This is a genomic window from Mycolicibacterium arseniciresistens, assembly GCF_030519285.1.
Taxonomy (GTDB): domain Bacteria; phylum Actinomycetota; class Actinomycetes; order Mycobacteriales; family Mycobacteriaceae; genus Mycobacterium; species Mycobacterium arseniciresistens.
Genome location: NZ_JAUMSQ010000206.1, coordinates 1 through 16,436, shown reverse-complemented (window position 1 = coordinate 16,436; position 16,436 = coordinate 1). Strand labels below are relative to the sequence as shown.

The 16,436-nt window shown below is 69.4% G+C and carries 16 protein-coding genes; 6 read left to right on the top strand and 10 right to left on the bottom strand.

Annotated features, from left to right (window positions below; genetic code table 11):
* The 7 genes from Q2100_RS21900 to eltD all read right to left on the bottom strand — a co-directional run.
* A partial coding sequence (locus Q2100_RS21900) for a dihydroxyacetone kinase family protein (RefSeq protein WP_302915750.1) occupies positions 1–1,194 on the bottom strand: 1,194 nt, incomplete at its 3' end.
* Entirely contained in the window at positions 1,191–2,294 is a 1,104-nt protein-coding gene (locus Q2100_RS21895) for an ABC transporter ATP-binding protein (protein WP_302915749.1), read from the bottom strand. The genes Q2100_RS21900 and Q2100_RS21895, both read right to left, overlap by 4 nt.
* A gap of 20 nt (positions 2,295–2,314) precedes the next feature.
* On the bottom strand, positions 2,315–3,421 hold the full coding sequence (locus Q2100_RS21890; RefSeq protein ID WP_264015782.1) for an ABC transporter ATP-binding protein: 1,107 nt from the start codon (positions 3,419–3,421) through the stop codon (positions 2,315–2,317).
* On the bottom strand, positions 3,421–4,302 hold the full coding sequence (locus Q2100_RS21885) for a carbohydrate ABC transporter permease (protein ID WP_264015781.1): 882 nt from the start codon (positions 4,300–4,302) through the stop codon (positions 3,421–3,423). Before Q2100_RS21885 ends, Q2100_RS21890 begins: the two co-directional genes overlap by 1 nt.
* A 4-nt stretch (positions 4,303–4,306) precedes the next feature.
* The gene (locus Q2100_RS21880; protein ID WP_302915748.1) at positions 4,307–5,263 is read right to left on the bottom strand and encodes a carbohydrate ABC transporter permease; all 957 of its coding nucleotides are present in this window, start codon (positions 5,261–5,263) and stop codon (positions 4,307–4,309) included.
* A gap of 14 nt (positions 5,264–5,277) precedes the next feature.
* Entirely contained in the window at positions 5,278–6,702 is a 1,425-nt protein-coding gene (locus tag Q2100_RS21875) for an extracellular solute-binding protein (protein WP_302915747.1), read from the bottom strand.
* Between the two features lie 20 nt (positions 6,703–6,722).
* Positions 6,723–7,811, bottom strand: coding sequence for an erythritol/L-threitol dehyrogenase (eltD, locus tag Q2100_RS21870; RefSeq protein WP_264015778.1), 1,089 nt, complete (start codon positions 7,809–7,811; stop codon positions 6,723–6,725).
* Between the two features lie 127 nt (positions 7,812–7,938).
* On the opposite strand from eltD, the gene Q2100_RS21865 reads away from it, so the two are divergent.
* The gene (locus tag Q2100_RS21865; RefSeq protein ID WP_302915746.1) at positions 7,939–8,964 is read left to right on the top strand and encodes a sugar-binding transcriptional regulator; all 1,026 of its coding nucleotides are present in this window, start codon (positions 7,939–7,941) and stop codon (positions 8,962–8,964) included.
* Positions 8,965–8,986: 22 nt separating this feature from the next.
* The gene (locus Q2100_RS21860) at positions 8,987–9,778 is read left to right on the top strand and encodes an SDR family NAD(P)-dependent oxidoreductase (RefSeq protein WP_302915745.1); all 792 of its coding nucleotides are present in this window, start codon (positions 8,987–8,989) and stop codon (positions 9,776–9,778) included.
* Here the strand turns inward: Q2100_RS21860 and Q2100_RS21855 are convergent.
* Entirely contained in the window at positions 9,763–11,259 is a 1,497-nt protein-coding gene (locus Q2100_RS21855) for an FGGY-family carbohydrate kinase (protein ID WP_264015775.1), read from the bottom strand. The two genes, Q2100_RS21860 and Q2100_RS21855, sit on opposite strands and share 16 nt — an antisense overlap.
* A gap of 42 nt (positions 11,260–11,301) precedes the next feature.
* Entirely contained in the window at positions 11,302–12,168 is an 867-nt protein-coding gene (locus tag Q2100_RS21850; protein ID WP_302915744.1) for an acyl-CoA thioesterase domain-containing protein, read from the bottom strand.
* 27 nt (positions 12,169–12,195) lie between these two features.
* Between Q2100_RS21850 and Q2100_RS21845 the strand changes: the two genes are divergently transcribed.
* On the top strand, positions 12,196–13,113 hold the full coding sequence (locus Q2100_RS21845) for a LysR family transcriptional regulator (RefSeq protein WP_302915743.1): 918 nt from the start codon (positions 12,196–12,198) through the stop codon (positions 13,111–13,113).
* A 35-nt stretch (positions 13,114–13,148) separates the two neighbouring features.
* On the opposite strand, the gene Q2100_RS21840 is transcribed toward Q2100_RS21845, so the two are convergent.
* Entirely contained in the window at positions 13,149–14,546 is a 1,398-nt protein-coding gene (locus tag Q2100_RS21840) for a xylulokinase (RefSeq protein ID WP_302915742.1), read from the bottom strand.
* Between the two features lie 84 nt (positions 14,547–14,630).
* Here Q2100_RS21840 and Q2100_RS21835 point away from each other — a divergent pair, with 84 nt between their 5' ends.
* From Q2100_RS21835 to Q2100_RS21825, 3 genes are all read left to right on the top strand, one after another.
* Complete coding sequence (locus Q2100_RS21835) at positions 14,631–15,182, top strand: dihydrofolate reductase family protein (RefSeq protein WP_302915741.1); 552 nt, start codon at positions 14,631–14,633, stop codon at positions 15,180–15,182.
* 50 nt (positions 15,183–15,232) lie between these two features.
* Positions 15,233–15,736, top strand: a complete 504-nt coding sequence (locus Q2100_RS21830; RefSeq protein ID WP_302915740.1) for a DUF6328 family protein — start codon at positions 15,233–15,235, stop codon at positions 15,734–15,736.
* Positions 15,737–15,782: 46 nt separating this feature from the next.
* Positions 15,783–16,436: DoxX family protein (locus tag Q2100_RS21825; RefSeq protein WP_302915739.1), on the top strand; the 654-nt coding region annotated here is incomplete at its 3' end.

The window sequence follows — 16,436 nt, the reverse complement described above, 5'->3', positions numbered from 1 at the left end:
GCCGTCGCCGGCGACCGCGTCGATGCGGCCGAGTTCGTCCTCCGCGTCGGCGAGCATGTCGGCCATCGCCTCGAGCGCCCTCGCGACCAGCCGGCCGCCGGACCGACTGTCGTCGTCGGAGAGTTCGGCCGGCCGCGGCGCCTCGGGTGCGGATCCGGTGTCGGTGTCCGTGCGCCGCGGACCCTGCTCTCCGACCGGCACCGCGCCTTTCCGGTAGGCAGGCGTGTCCGCCGGTGCGGTCCAGTACCGCTCGAGCGTCTCGTCCAGCCACATCACGGTCAGTGAGCAGCCCGCCATGTCGAGGCTGGTGACGAGTTCACCCACCTCCGGGTCCACGACGGTGTAGCCCCGCTCGCGCAGCAGCCGTGCCACCTCGCCCCAGACCACGAACAGCTCTTCGTACTTGGTGCGGCCGAGCCCGTTGAGGATCACCGCGATCCGCTCCCGGGCATTGCCCGGTTTCTCCGCCAGCACGCCGTCGACGAGGGTGACAGCCAGGTCCGCCGCGGTCGGCATCGACTCCTCGGCCACGCCCGGTTCGCCGTGGATGCCGAGCCCGACGCCCATCGTGCCCTCGGGCACGGTGAACAGCGGGTGATCGGCGCCCGGCAGCGTGCAGCCGTCGAACGCCACGCCGAGGGTGCGTGTGGCGGCGTTCGCGGCTTCGGCGACCGCGACCACACCGGCCAGGTCGAGACCCTCCTCGGCAGCGGCGCTCGCGCACTTGAAGACGGTGAAATCGCCTGCGATGCCGCGTCTCTTGGACTCCTCGCCCTTCGGGGCACTGGCGACGTCGTCGGTGACGGCGAAGTAATGCGCGTCGATGCCCTCGCCGCGCAGCTGTGTCACCGCCAGGCCGAAGTTCATCACGTCGCCGGCGTAGTTCCCGGTGGTGAGCAGCACACCGGCGTCGCCGTGCGCGGCGCGCGCCACCGACGCCGCCTCCTCGGCCGACGGGGAGGTGAAGATGTTGCCGACCACGGCGCCGTCGGCGAAGCCGGTTCCCACCGTGCCGCAGAACGCCGGGTAGTGGCCGGATCCGCCGCCGATGACGACGGCGACCTTGCCGGGCCGGGTCTGCTGCGCGCGCACCACTCCGCCGGGCACGCCGACGACGTAGCGGGCGTTGGCGTCGAGGAACCCGACGAGCATGTCCTCGGTGAACCGCGCCGGGTCGTTGAAGAGCTTGGTCATCGCAGCCGGTCTCCCGACTCGACATCGAACAGGTAGACCCGCTCGGGCGGTGCGGTGACGGTCACCTGCTGCTCGGGCTCGTAGCTCTCCGCGGCCGGCGTCTGGACCACGATGCCCTCCTCCATCCCGGCGACGGTGCTGGTGGCCAGGCCGAACTCGAGCAGGTGCTCGAAGTACGCGATCGTGGCGGCGACGCCGCGGGAGGGGTCGGCGGTGATCGCGCAATCCTGCGGGCGGACGCCGACACTGACCTTCGTGCCGTCGGCGATGCCGGTCACGGTGGTGTCCAGAGTGCCTGCGTCCCTGCCGATCTCGACCCGCACCCGGCCGTCGACCGTGCGGGCGGTGCCGCGCAGCACGTTGATCTGTGGTTCGCCGACGAACTGCGCGACGAACAGGTTCGCCGGGTCGTCGAACACCTCGTCCGGCGTGCCGAACTGCTGGACCACGCCGGCGTCCATCACGGCGAGGCGGTCGGCCAGCGACAGCGCTTCGACCTGGTCATGGGTGACGACGATGGTGGTGTAGCCGAATTCGCGCTGCAGCACCTTCAGTTCACGCCGCACCCGCTGCCGCGCCGAGGCGTCGAGGTGGCTGAGCGGTTCGTCGAGCAGCAGCACCGGCGGGTTGCGGACCAGCGCGCGCGCCAACGCCACCCGTTGCTTCTGACCGCTGGACAGCCCCGCCGGCCGCAGGTTCATCATGTCGCGCATCTCGAGCCGCTCGCTGATGGAGTCGACCATCTGCTCGGCGCCCTTGACCTTGCGTGCCTTCAGTCCGTAGAGCAGGTTGTCGCGCACCGACATCGGCGGGTACAGCGCGTAGCTCTCGAAGCCGACACCGATGCCGCGCTTGGCCGCGGGCAGCTGGGAGATCTCCCGTTCGCCGATCTTGATGGACCCACTGGTGACGGTCTCCAGTCCGGCGATCATCCGCAGGGTGGTCGTCTTGCCGCAGCCCGAGGGTCCCAGCAGGGCGATCAGCTCGCCGGGAGCGATGTCGAGGTTGATGCCCTTGACCGCCTGGAAGCTCTCGCGGCCCCGCGCCATGTACGTCTTGACCAGGTCGGTGAGGGTGAGGCTCTGTGCGGTCGTGGTCATCGGGGAGTTCATCGTTGCCGTCACTTCATCGCCTCCAGCATCTTCTCGGCGCCGAGCCGTTCGGTGTCGCCGTCACCGGCGGAGAACACGTGGACGTCGCCATCCGCAACGGACATGGTGATCTCGGCGCCCTCGTCGACGCCCTCCCGTCCGGACGCCAGCACGATCAGGGGCACTCCCCCGACCTCGACGGCCAGTTCGACGTTGCGGCCGAGTCGCTCGGCGAGCGTCACCCTGCCGCGCAGTGCGCCCGCACCGGGGGTGACGTGGATATCGCAGGGCCGCAGTCCGACCCGCACGCGGTCACCCCGGTCGACCGTGGTGCCTGCGGGCACCGGCACGTCGAACGAGCCGTCGCCCAGCCGGATCCGGCCGTCGTCGACGACGCCGTCGAGGAGGTTGATCTCCGGCTGCCCCAGCGCCTTGGCGACGAAGGTGTCCGCCGGTCGCCGCCAGATCTCCTCCGGAGTGCCGATCTGGACGAGGGTGCCCTCGCGCATCACCGCAATGCGATCGCCCAGCGCGAGCGCCTCCTGGTAGTCGTGGGTGACGTAGAGCGTGGTGGTGTTCGACATCGCGCCCAGTTGTTTTAGCTCGGCCCGCATCGAGGCCCGCAGCTTGGCGTCGAGGTGGCTGAGTGGTTCGTCGAGCAGGTAGATGTCGGCGGGCCGCACCAGCACCCGGCCCAGGGCGACGCGCTGGCGCTGGCCGTTGGACAGCTCGCGTGGGAACCGTGCGAGCAGGTGGTTGATCCCCAGCGTGGTGGTGACCTGGTCGATCCGCTCGGTGCGCTGCGCCTCGGTGTAGCGGCCCGTCCTGCCCGATTTCAGCGGCGAGGCGAGGTTCTCGCTGACCGTCTTCTGCGGGTACAGCGCGTAGCTCTCGAAGGCCATCGCGACGTTGCGGTGATACGGCTCCACCCGGGTGACGTCCCGGCCGCCGATCGCCACCGACCCGCCGTCGATGTCGACCAGGCCGGCGATCGACTTGAGCGTCGTGGTCTTTCCCGCGCCGCTGGGCCCGAGGATGACGAAGAACTCGCCGTCCTCGATGTCGACGGATATCCCGTTGACCGCGTGAGTTTTTCCGAACGACTTGTGCAGATCGACAACCGATACCGTGGCCATCAGGCTTTCACCGCCCCGAACGACAGGCCCCGGACCAGGTAGCGCTGAATGGTCAGCGCCAGGATGAGGGGCGGGAGAGCCGCAATGATCGCCGCCGCGGCCGTGAGGTTGTAGTACGCCTGGCCGCCGCCGCCGAGGAACTTCGTGATCGCCACGGTGACGGTGCCGGCATTGCTGTCGGCCAGGATGAGCGGGAACACGTAGTTGTTCCAGGCGAAGATGAACGCCAGCAGCGCCGCCGCGGCGATACCCGGCCGCACGATGGGCAGTGCGACCATCATGAAGGCGCGCCTGCGGGTGTAGCCGTCGAGCAGCGCCGCCTGCTCGAGATCCTCCGGCAGGTCCTGGAAGTAGGACCGCAGGATCCACACCACCAGCGGCATCGTGACCAGCTGCAGCACCCAGATCATGCCGACCTTGGTGTCGAACAGGCCGATCTGGTTGTAGATCACGAACAGCGGCACGATGACCATCAGTTCCGGTGCGAAGCGGAACGACAGCATCTGGAACATCAGGTCGTTGGAGCCCCGGTACTGCCAGCGGCCGGCGGCGTAGGCGGCGGGAATGCCGATGATCAGCGAGACGAGCACCGCGCCACCGCAGTTGAGCAGGCTGGTCAGCAGTGACGCCTTGAAGTCGACGCTGGTCATCTGGGTGCCCTTCTCGGACAGCACCGTGGCGAAGTTCGACCACGTCGGGCTGAACGAGAAGTAGGTGGTGGTCTGCTGCTCGGCGTTCTTCAGGGCCAGCATCAGCATCCAGAAGATGGGGAACAGCGAGAACAGGAACCAGAACACCAGTCCGACGTCGGCGGCCACCGCGCCGATCGACATCCGCTTCTGGCCCGGGAGGAGTTCGGCCCGGCTCAACTTGAGTGCCATCTCTTCAGGACTCCGCTCCGGCAGCACGACGCTGCGCCTTGCCGAGCACGCTCACCAGGTAGCGCGCGGTGATGAACACGATGATCCAGAGCAGCAGCATGTAGGTGCTGCCGCGGGAGTAGTCGAGGTTGATGATCGAGTCCTCGAACGCGCCGATCTGCAGGGTGCGGGTGGCCACGCCCGGGCCGCCCGCGGTGAGCACGTAGATGTGGTCGAACACCTTGAGGTTGTCCATGAACCGGAAGATGACGGCGACCAGGATGTAGGGCCACAGCATCGGCAGCATCAGCTTGCGGAACATGTAGAACCAGCCCGCGCCGTCGACCTCGGACGCCTCGAACGGCTCCCTGGGCAGTGACCGGATACCCGCGAGCACCAGGATCGCCACGAACGGGGTGAAGATCCAGATGTCGACCAGGATCACCGAGAACAGCGCGTTGCCCGCCGACAGCCAATCGAAGGTGTTACCCAGTCCGAGAACGTGGTTGAGGATGCCGAACTGCGGGTTGAACATCAGCTTCCAGATGACGCCCGCGATCACCGGGGCGATCATCAGCGGCAGGATCAACACCTTCTCGAAGATCTTGCCGATGATCGACGACCGGTTGAGCAGCAGCGCCAACCCGACACCGAGCACGGTCTCGATCGCCGTGGCGAGCACCGCGAAGATCGCGGTGACCTGCACGCTGCGCCAGAACACCTGATCGCCGAGCACCGAGGCGAAGTTCTGGAACCAGACGAAGTGCGGGTCGGGGTTGACCGCGGCGTAGTTGAGGAAGGCGTAGTACGCGCCGACGGCGAACGGATAGAGGATCCCGATGACGATCACCAGGGCCGGGATCGAGAGCAGGTACGGCCGCAGCCTGCGGCGCCACGTCGGCACCTCGGGCAGGTCGCGCCCCGGAGTCCGAGCCGACTGCTCCGGCGACGTCTCCGGAGCCTTGGGGGTCTGAGTTGTCATGTGCGCCAGCGCTCCTAGAGGTTGACCTTGGAGGTGTTGGTCTTGGCGAGGCTGCGCAGCCGGGTCGCCGCGTCGTCACCGCCGTAGATGTCCTGCAGCGCCACCGCCCAGCTCTGCGTGGTGTCGAAGAACTTCTTCTGCGGGGTGAACTGGATCTTCGACTCCCCGATCACCGTCTCGAACGCCTCGAGGTAGCCGAACTGATCGGCGGCGACCCGTTTGAAGGTGGTGTCGAACACCGACTTCCGCACCGGATCGGCGTAGGTGCCGCCCTGGACGGCCTTGTTCATGGACTCCTTGCCGGTGGCCCACTGGATGAAGAGCCAGGCCGGCAGCTTGTTCCGCGATGCCGAGCTCATCGCCCAGCTCCACGTCCAGAGATTCGTCTTGTAGTTGCCGTCGGGCCCTGCGGGTCCCGCGTACCACGCGATGTTGCCCGCCTCCTTGCTCGCTCCCGGCTTGTTCTTCGGGTAGGTGGCGCTGTCGGCGTCGAACACCATCATCGCCTTGCCGTCGCCGAGATCGCCGGTGGCATTCGGGTAGTCGTAGGTGGTCCACGACGTCGGCCCGGCCCGGTGCTGGAGGTCGATCCACTTGTTGGTGAAGTCGATGGCCTTGTCGCTGTCCATTTCGGCGACCAGTTCGGAACCGTTGAACGTGTAGTCGACCGCACCCTGGCGGGTGTACTGGGTCATGAAGCCGGGATGGATCGTCGCCCACGACTTGGATCCGCGGGTGGACAGGCCGTACCGGTTCTCCGAGCGGTCGGTGAGGTCGACGGCGAGCTGGATGAAGTCGTCGAGGTTGTCGGGCAGCTTCTTGATGCCCTTCTCGTCGAAGACCCGCTTGTTGTAGGCCACCACGTTGTTCTCGAACCCCCACGGGATCGCCCACTGTCCGCCGGTGCCCAACGGGTTTCCGAGGGTGAAGTCCCACCGGGTGGAGGTGCGCAGCCCGTCGAAGATGTCCTCGAAGTCGTACTCCGCGCTGGTGGCGGAGCTGTTCTTCAGCCAGGGGTCGAGGTCTTCGATCCAGCCGGGCGGGCCGTACTGCCAGATGAAGTACGCACCGAGCATGAACGCGTCGTGCTTGCCCGAACCGCCGGCGAGCTCGGTGTTCAACTTGGTGAAGTAGTCGGCCTCGGGCACCAGGTCGACGTTGACGTTGATACCGGTGAGGTCGGTGAACTCCTGCAGCAGTGGCTGATACGACAGCTGGTAGGGGTGCGGGGTCTGCAGGATGTTGATCGTCGACCCCGCCGCCTTGCGCCAGTCGAATCCGCCGCTGATCTCCGACGCCCCGTTCGGCGCACCGGCCTTGCCGCCCACGCCGCAGGCCGACAGCACCGGCAGGCTCGCCGCGGCGGCTCCGGCGATGCCCATCGCGGTCAACATGTCGCGCCGCGTCATCCGCGGACCCGAGGGATTGAATCGACTCATGTCTTCGGTCCTTCGCTCGATCAGGCCGGGATCAACGAGACCTTGACGGACTCCTTGCCGCTCGCCACCAGGTCCAGGCCCTTCTGGAAGTCGGTGAGCGGCAACTGGTGGGTGCAGATCTGCTCCATCGGCAGCACACCGGACTCGATCATCTTGATGGCGGCCGGCCAGCAGTACGGGCCGAGGTGAGCGCCGAGGACGTCGAGCTCCTTGTCGTCGCTGATGATGCTCCAGTCCACGGTGACGTCGCTGCCGAAGACGCCGTACTCGACGTAGCGGCCGAGCTTGCGCAGCAGGTTCAGCCCCTGCGGCACTGCGGAGGTGTGGCCGGTGCCCTCGAGGTAGACGTCCGCGCCGTAGCCCTCGGTCAGGTCCTTGACGATCTGCTCGGCGTCCTGTTCGGCGATGTTGATGGTCAGGTCGGCGCCACACCGGGCGGCCAGTTCCAGCTTCTCGGGCGCCATGTCCAGCGCGATCACCCGCATCGGGTTCTTGGCGCGTGCACCGGCGACCATGCCGAGGCCGATCGGGCCGCAACCGGCGACCACCACGGTGTCCTCGAAGGTGATCTGCGCGCGCTCGACGGCGTGCAGGGCGCATGACAGCGGCTCGGCGAACGCCGCGTGCGCGGGGGCGACATCGCCGGACACCTTGTGCACCAGTGCTTCCGCCGGATAGACCATGTAGCTGGCCATTGCCCCGGGTGTGCGGCGCTTGAAGCCGTAGAGGTCGTGCGGCTGGCACATGTGGTACTGGCCGCGTTTGCAGAAGCGGCACTCCCAGCAGGGCACGATCTGCTCGGAGACCACCCTGTCACCGACCGCGATCCCCCAGCGCTGCGCGGCCTCGTCGTCGAGTTCGACCACCCGGCCGACGAATTCGTGCCCCGGGATCACCATGGTCTCGGCCCAGGCCGGGCGGTTCTCGTCGCCCCAGAACTTGGCGGCGCCGTGGTAGCACTTCAGGTCACTGGCACAGATGCCCACCGCCTCGACCCGGATGAGCGCTTCCCCGGGACCGCGCTGGGGCACGGCGACTTCCTCGAGTCGGTAGTCGTGCGGGCCGTGGCACACCACTGCCTGCATCTTCTCGGGAATCTGTGCGGTCATCGCGGCTCCTCGGGATGTGGTTGCAGTCACACTAACCAACCTATGCACATATGTCCAGAACACTTGTTCAGAGAAAATTTGTTCAGGAACAGGTGTTCAACCTGCGTGTCGATGGCATACTCGGTGCGTGCCCCGGCCCGCACAGCCCGTCAGCCCGGCCGGTGTCGACGGTGCCGCCGCCGACGCCGACGCCGGCCACTTCTCGGCGTCGCTGCTGTACACCGCGGCCAAGCTCTACTACACCGAGGACGCCACCCAGGCCGACGTGGCCGCCCAGCTCGGCACCAGCCGTGCGACGGTGAGTCGCCTTCTGGCCGAAGCCAAACGACGCGGCATCGTCCGCATCGAGGTCGTCCCACCGGCCGAGGTCGCCACCGGCGATCTGAGCGACCGGCTGATGCGCGCGCTGGCGCTGACGACGGTGTTCCTCAGTCACCCGTTGCCGAATCCGGGACCGGGCCGGACGATCGTCGACGTGATGGGCGCCGCACTGGCACCGGCGGTCGGTCGCGCGCTCGGCGCGGCGGGACTGCTGCCCGGCGACGTGCTGCTGGTGTCGTCGGGACGCACCGTCTACGAAGTGGCGCAGTACGAGATGCACGCACTGCCCGGGGTCCTCGTCGCCCCGACCGTGGGCGGCAACGACCAGCCCGAAGAGTGGTACCAGACCAACGAGATCACCCGGCTGGTCGCCAACCGCGTCAACGGCAGGCCCAATTACCTGTTCGCCCCTGCACTTCCGGGTGCCGACCTGTATCCGTCGCTGCTCAACGACCCGAGCATCCAGCGGGTGCTGCATCTGTGGCCACACGCCCGGTGCGCGCTCATGGGCGTGGGGGCGCCTCCCCTGATGCGGTCGGACATCCCCCGGTTCGTGCCCACCCGCTCCACCTCGCTGCGCGCCGCGGTGGGTGACGTCTGCTCCCGGTTCTACGACCGCGACGGCGAACCGGTCGAGTTCGACGGCAGCGACCGGTTGATCGCCGTCGAACTCGACGCCCTGCGCCACATCCCGGTCACCATCGCCGTGGCCGTCGGGCCGGACAAAGTCGAGTCGATCATCGCCGGCGCCCGCGGCGGTTACTTCAATCAGCTCGTCACCGATCCGGCGACGGCCGCGGCGATCCTCGACGCCATCGACCACGCCGCCTGACCGCCGTTGTGAAAGGACACCCGTGACCACGACCGCCGATGCGCGCTACGCCGGAGTGCTGCGCCTGGACGGCAAGCGTGCCCTGGTCACCGGCGCGACCAAGGGCATCGGCGCGGACATCGCGCGGGCCTTCGCCGCCGCCGGTGCACACCTGGTGCTCAGCGGCCGCGACGAGGGCGAACTGGATGCGGCACGCGCCACGCTGTCGGACCGCTACGGAGCCGAGGTGCGCACCGCCGCAGTCGATCTCGCGCGGCCGGACGGACCGGACATGCTCGCCGGGCTCGCCGCCGAAGCCTTCGGTGGCCTCGACGTGCTGGTCAACAACGCCGGCATCTCCCATCCCCAGCCGGTCGTCGACACCGATCCCGCCCTGTTCGACGCCACCATCGCCGTCAACCTGCGGGCGCCTGCGCTGCTGGCCGCCGCCGTCGGTGCGGCGATGGTCCGGCAGGGCACCGGCGGCGCCATCATCACCGTCGCCTCCGCCGCGGCGCTGGCGCCACTGCCCGACCACTACGCGTACTGCGCGTCGAAGGCAGGGCTCGTCATGGCGACCAAGGTGCTCGCCCGCGAACTCGGTCCGCACGGCATCCGGGCCAACTCGGTGTGCCCGACGGTCGTGCTGACCGAGATGGGGCAGCGGGTGTGGGGCGAGGACGCCAAGGCGGCTCCCATGCTCGCGCGTATCCCGCTGGGCCGCTTCGCCGTTCCGCACGAGGTGTCCGACGCGGTGGTGTGGCTGGCGTCCGACGCCGCCAGCATGGTCAACGGTGTCGACCTGCCGCTCGACGGCGGCTACACGATGGGCTGATCGCGCCGTTCGGTGGCCGCGAGCCGGTGCACCTGCTCGCGGGTGGCCGGGTACAGCTCCAGCCAGGTCCCGTAAAGATCGTCGTAGCGGGCCCGGTTGGCGGGATCGGGTTCGATCTCCCTGGCGATCCTTGCCCAGTCGGTGCTCGGCGGCACGAGGCCGATGCCGATCGCGGCCAGCAGCGCGTCGCCGTAACTCGCGCCGATCGCCTGCTCGGGGACCTGCTGCGGGCGACCGGTGATGTCGGACAGCGTCTGCGCCCACACGGGACTGCGCAGGCCGCCGCCGACCGCCACCGTGCGGGCCGCCGAGTGGGCGTCGTCGAACTTCTCCAGGATCTGCCGGATACCGAACGAGATGCCCTCGTAGGCCGCCCGGAACAGGTGACCGCGGCTGTGGCGCAACGTCAGCCCCGCGACCACGCCGCGGGCCTGTGGGTCGAACACCGGCGTGCGCTCCCCCGCGAGGTACGGCAGCATCAGCAGCCCGTCGCTGCCGGGCGGCACGCTGCGCGCCTCGGCCATCAGATCGTCGAAACTGGCGCCGCCGGTGATGTTCTGCAGCCACCCGATGAGGCTGCCCGCCGTGGAGGTGCCCGCGGCCAGCGCCAGTGTGTCGGGTTCGACGCCGGCTGTGGTCCACAGCGCCGGATCGCTGTGATAGGTGTCGATGACCTGCACCAGGAACATCGTCGACCCGTACATCAGCATCTGATCGCCCGGACGCCGGACGCCCACCGAGAACGCCTCCGAGTAGGCGTCGACCGTGCCTGCCGCCACGGGTGTGCCCGCGGGCACGCCGGTGGCCTCGGCCGCCGCCGGGGTCACCCGGCCCACCACGTCGCTGGGCCAGACCAGCCTCGGCAGCGGCAGATGTCCGCAGATCCGGCGCGCCCATTCGTCGTTCCAGGCGAACTCGCGGGTGGCGTACATCGGATCGCACTGGCTGGCGGTGTGGTGGTCCATCACGTACTCGCCGGTGAGCTTCGCCGCGATGTAGGAGTTCGATCCGTACCAGCCGGCGGCACGTTCGAAGACTTCCGGCTCGTGACGGCGGACCCACTCCAGCTTGGGCCCTACGGCCTGGCTCGACAGCAGGGTGCCGGCACGCTCGAGGATCGCCTGCTCCCCCAGTTCGGCTGTCAGCGAGGCGATCTCGTCGGTTGCCCGGGTGTCGACGCCGTACAGGATCGCCGGCCGCAGCGGTCGCAGGTCACCGTCGCACAGCACCAGGCACGGCCCGACACCGCTGACACACATACCGGCCACCGCGGCGCCGTCGGGCAGTTGCGCCGTCAACGCGGTGCTGATCCGGCAGACCTCACTCCACCACAGGCCCTCGGCGTCGACCTCCGCCCATCCCGGGCGCGGCAGGCTCATCGCGTGTGCGATCGTCTCCGACGCGATCACCGATCCTTCGGCGTCGACCAGCACGCCTTTGGTGCTTCCCGTGCCCATGTCGATTCCGAGCAGCAGATCCACGGTCCCGACCCTACGCGGTGGGCCTACGCAGGCGTGGGCCGATCAGTGGGTGCGGGACGGGAACGGATCGTCGGAGAAGTCGATCTGCGCGTCGGGATTGCCGATCGCGGTCACCACGCCCGTGCCGAATGCGCCGAGGTGGTCGAAAAGGGTGGCCGTGCCGACCGCGACGCCGTCGTCGGCCCAGTGGGCGTCGGCCTGCACCCCCACCCAGTCGTCGACCGGCAGCCGCGCCAGCGCCACGGTGAGGTCGCCGTTGATGTAGCCGACACCGGCGGTGCCCAGGTTGGTCACCAGGCTCGTGCCCTCGGCCACCATGGCCGCCCGGACGAACGGCGTGTTGTCGGTGCCCTCGACCACGTCGGCGGTGCGGTTGACGGTACGCTTGCGGGCGGCGTTCTGATGGTCGACGATCGCATGCGACCAGCCCACCCCGTCACTGCCGATGTTGATCGGCCTGCCCTGGTCCAGATCGGCCGGTGGTTCGAAATCCATTGCGGCCGTCCACTCCTCGCCGCGCGGCGGTGCGCCACGGCGGTACTGCACCAGCGTCGCGCGAGCCACCGTCACGCCGCCCTGCACGATCTCGCACTCCGCGTTGCGCACCCGCCTGCCGTCGCGGACCAGTCGCGTGACGGTCTCGGTCGGCACTCCTTTCGCGGCGCGGAAGAGGTCGACGGTGAGCCTTGCCGGCATCAGCTCCGGCGACCCGAACTGTGTCTCGAGCGCACGGGCAGCCAGGCCGACGACCGCGGGACCGTTGAGATGGTCGGCACCCCAGTGACTTTGGGCGAACCGCGTAGGTTGGAAGCGATCCTGGTCGAGCTGCGTGAAGTGTGCGGGTCGGGTCACCGGGGCATCTTCGCACAGTGCTGATCGTTCATCATCACTGGACGGTGCTGGACACATACTGCGGTGTTCCCGGACAATCGGCGGATGGACACCCGCCGGCTGCAACTGCTGCTGGCGCTGTCGCGGCTCGGCTCGATGCGGGCGGTCGCCGACGCACACGGACTCACCACGTCGACGGTGTCACAGCAGTTGGCCGCACTGGCCAGGGACACCGACACCCGGCTCATCGAACCCGACGGCCGGCGCGTGCGGCTCACCCCGGCCGGGCGGCGACTGGCCGACCACGCCGTGACGATCCTGGCGGCGGTCGACGCCGCGCGCCTCGACCTCGACCCCGAAGCCGACCCGGCGGGCACGCTGCGCGTCGGCGGGTTCGCCACCGGGATCCGGGTCTCGCTGTTGCCGATCCTCGACGAACTGTCCCGCAGCCATCCCCAGGTCGACGTGGTGATCAGCGAATACGAGCCGATCGAGGCGTTCCGTCTGCTCGCCGACGACGACCTCGACCTGGCGCTGACCTACGAGTACGACCTCGCGCCGGCATCGCCGGACGCCGTCCTGGAGGCGGTGCCACTGTGGTCGACACCCTGGGGCCTCGGAGTGCCCGACGACGACCCCAGCGACATCGCGGATCTCCGCGACTTCGCCGATCGCCGCTGGATCGTCAACTCCCGCAACACCGCCGACGAGGACGCTGTCCGCACGCTGGCGTCGCTGGCCGGTTTCACACCGACCATCGCCCACCAGATCGACAGCCTCGAGCTCGTCGAGGACCTGATCCGGACCGGCTACGGCGTCGGACTGCTGCCCGTGCACCGGCCGACGGGACCCGGAGTGCGGGTGCTGCCGCTGACCGAACCCGCCGTCATACTGACCGCGTTCGCCGTCACGCGGCGCGGCCGCTCGACGTGGCCGCCCCTGCGGCTGGTGCTCGACCGGTTACGGCCGCGGACCCGCCCGGTGCCTGCCGAATCGTGGCCGAGGCCGGCGGCCCGCCAGTGACGCGACCGGAATGCACTAGCCGCACTGATTTTGCGTCACTGCCCGAGGGTCAGCGGCTGCGCGGCGCGGTACTGATCCAGCACAGCAGGGGTGGCGTCGGCGGTGTAGGAGGCCGTGATGCCGAAGGACCACTGCGGCGGCTCACCAGCGGCGGCGAGCGTCCACGCCGCCTGCCGGGCAGCGCCGAGCGCCACATACTCCCCGGGGGTGGGAACGTGCACCGGCCTGCCCCAGATCGCGGGTGCGATCTTGCGGACGGCCCCGGATCGTGCCCCGCCGCCCACCAGGATGATGCGCTCCACCGCGACCCCCTGCGCCGCGATCTTGTCGATGCAGTAGGCCAGCGACGCCAGCAGTCCTTCGACGGCCGCCCGCGCCATGTTGGCGGAGGTGAGGTTCCGGGTCGTCGCCCCGTGCAGGGCGCCCGCCGACTCCGGCAGATTCGGTGAGCGCTCGCCGTCCAGGTACGGCACCAGCGTGAGACCCTCGGCTCCCGGCGGCGCCGACAGCGCCAACCGGTCGAGCTCGTCGAAGTCCACCCGGAGCAGCGCGGCGACCGCGGCCAGCACCGGTGCGCCGTTGAGTGTGCACACCAGGGGCAACTGCCGGCCGGTGGCATCGGCGAAACCCGCGACGATGCCTTCGGCGTCATGGGGTGCGGTGTGGCCGACCGCGCTGACCACGCCCGAGGTCCCCACGGAGATCACGCAGTCCCCCGGCTGGGCGCCGAGCCCCAACGCCGCGGCGGCGTTGTCCCCCGCGCCGGGCCCGAGCACTGCGCCGGCCGTTGTGCGGCCGGCCTCGTCGTGCGGACCGAGCACGACCGGCAACGACGGATTGCGGCCCCGCATGGCCAGCTCGAGGAGATCGCGGTCGTAGGCGTCGCGCTCCGCCGAGAAGTACCCGGTGCCGCTGGCGTCACTGCGGTCGGTACGCAGGTCGGCGATGTCGGTCGAACCGGACAGCCGCCACGTCAACCAGTCGTGCGGCAGGCACACCGCCGCGGTCGCATCGGCGTGTGCCGGTTCGGCATCGGCGAGCCAGCGGAGTTTCGCCGCGGTGATCGACGCCACCGGGACCACGCCGATGCGGTCCGCCCATGCGGCGCCGCCGCCGAGGTCGCCGACCAGATCCGCGGCCGCTGCCGCGGATCGGGTGTCGTTCCACAGCAGGGCATTCCGCACCACCGAACCGTGCTCGTCCAGACACACCATGCCGTGTTGTTGCGCGCCGACCGAAACGGCGGCGACGTCGTCGAGGCCGCCGGCGGCACTGACGGTGGCCTGCAACGCCGACCACCACAGCTGCGGGTCGACCTCCGTGCCGTCGGGATGCGGCGACGACGCCGCGCGCACCACCTCACCGCTCTCGGCATCGCAGATGACGACCTTGCAGGACTGCGTCGACGAGTCGAATCCCGCAACGAGCGTCACCGCTACCTCCTCGAGTCCGGTCGAATGTCCCAGCCTAGTCAGCCGGGCCGATGATTCCCGGACGCTGTGCGGGTCGGTACCGGTATGCGAAAACTCGTCATCACCCAGAACGCCACGCTGGACGGATCGATCGAGATGCTCGACGACTGGTTCGACCCGCAGCTGCAGGATCAGGAACTTCTCGACGAGACGCACCGCCAGGACCGGGAGTCCGACGCGCTGCTGCTCGGACGGCGGACGTTCGAGGACTTCCGGGGGTACTGGCCCGAGCAGACCGACGACAGCACCGGCGTCACCGACTACCTCAACCAGGTCGCCAAGTACGTGGTGTCCTCCACACTGGGGGATCCGGGCTGGGCGAACTCGACGGTGCTGCGTGGGGATCCGGTGGCCGAGGTGGCTGCGCTGAAGGCCGCACCGGGCCGCGACATCGTGCTGACCGGCAGCATCTCGCTCGCCCATGCGCTCATGGCGGCCGGAGCGGTCGACGAGCTCCGGCTGAACGTCTACCCGACGGTGCAGGGCCGCGGACGGCGGCTGGTCCCCGACGGCCTCACACTCCCCCGGCTCTCGGTGCTCGAGCCGGCGCGCACCTTCCCCTCGGGTGTCACCTTGCTCAAGTACCGCGTCGGCTGACTTCGCCGAAGCCGGGAACTCGGGGGTGCGCCGGCTGCGAGAATGCCGTTGTGGACACCGAGCGTCCGGGCGCCGAGAGGTGGGATGCCGATCGCGAGGAGACCGAGGCGCAGCGGCTGGACCGCAACTGGTCGAGCCTGCTGCAGGAACTCCGGGTGGCGCAGACCGGGGTGCAGCTGCTGACGGGCTTCCTGCTGACGCTGCCGTTCCAGGCGAGGTTCCCTCAGCTCGACGCGGTGATGCGGCTGGTGTACCTGATCACCGTGGCCTGTTCGGTGGGCGCCACGGTGTTGCTGGTGGCGCCGGTCGGCATGCACCGGTTGCTGTTCCGGCGACACCGGATGGAGGCGTTGGTCGCCGCCTCGCACCGGTACGCGATATGGGGCCTGCTGCTCCTGGGCGCCGCACTCACCGGAGTCGCCGTCGTCATCTTCGATACCGTCGCCGGGCGGACCGGTGCGTGGATCGCCGGTGGCGCGACGTTGCTGGCGCTGAACACCTTCTGGTTCGCGCTGCCGCTGTGGGGACGACGGAAGACCGACACGTCGTATTGAGGCAGATCAGGGTTTGTGAAGCGGATGCCGGGGGAACCCCCGGGCCATGTTGATTCGACGAGTCGCGCGCCCCATGTTGTCCGCCGTTTTCATCGGGCGCGGCGTAGACGCGCTGCGGAGCCCCAAGCCCGCCGCCGACGCCGCCCGACCGACACTCGACGGCCTGAGCAAGCTGCCCGATCCGGTCGGCCCCAATGTGCCGTCCGACGCCGAGACGGTCGCCAAGGTCACCGCGGCTGTCCAGATCGGAGGCGGCCTGCTGCTGGCGACGGGCAAGCTGCCGCGCTTCGCCTCGGCCGCACTGGCCCTCAGCGTGGTGCCGGGAAGCCTCGGCGCTCACGCCTTCTGGACCGAGACCGAGCCGGGGCGCAAGGCCGACGAGCGGCGCGCGTTCCTCACCGACATCAGCCTCATCGGCGGCCTGATCATCGCCGCCGTCGACACCGAGGGCAAGCCGTCCCTCGGCTGGCGCGGCCGCCGCGCCGCACGCAAGGTCTCCGTGGCCGTCACCTCCGCGCTGCCGGTGGGCGCGGCCGCGAGCAACTCGCTGACCGACAGCGAACTCGCCGAGAAGGTCGGCCACGGCCTGCACGTCAGCGCCGAGCGCAGCCGGGAGCTCGCACAGATCGCGCGTGAGCGCGGCGCCGAACTCGCCGAGGTCGCAGGCAAGCGCGGCGCAGAGTGGGCCGATGTGGCGCGT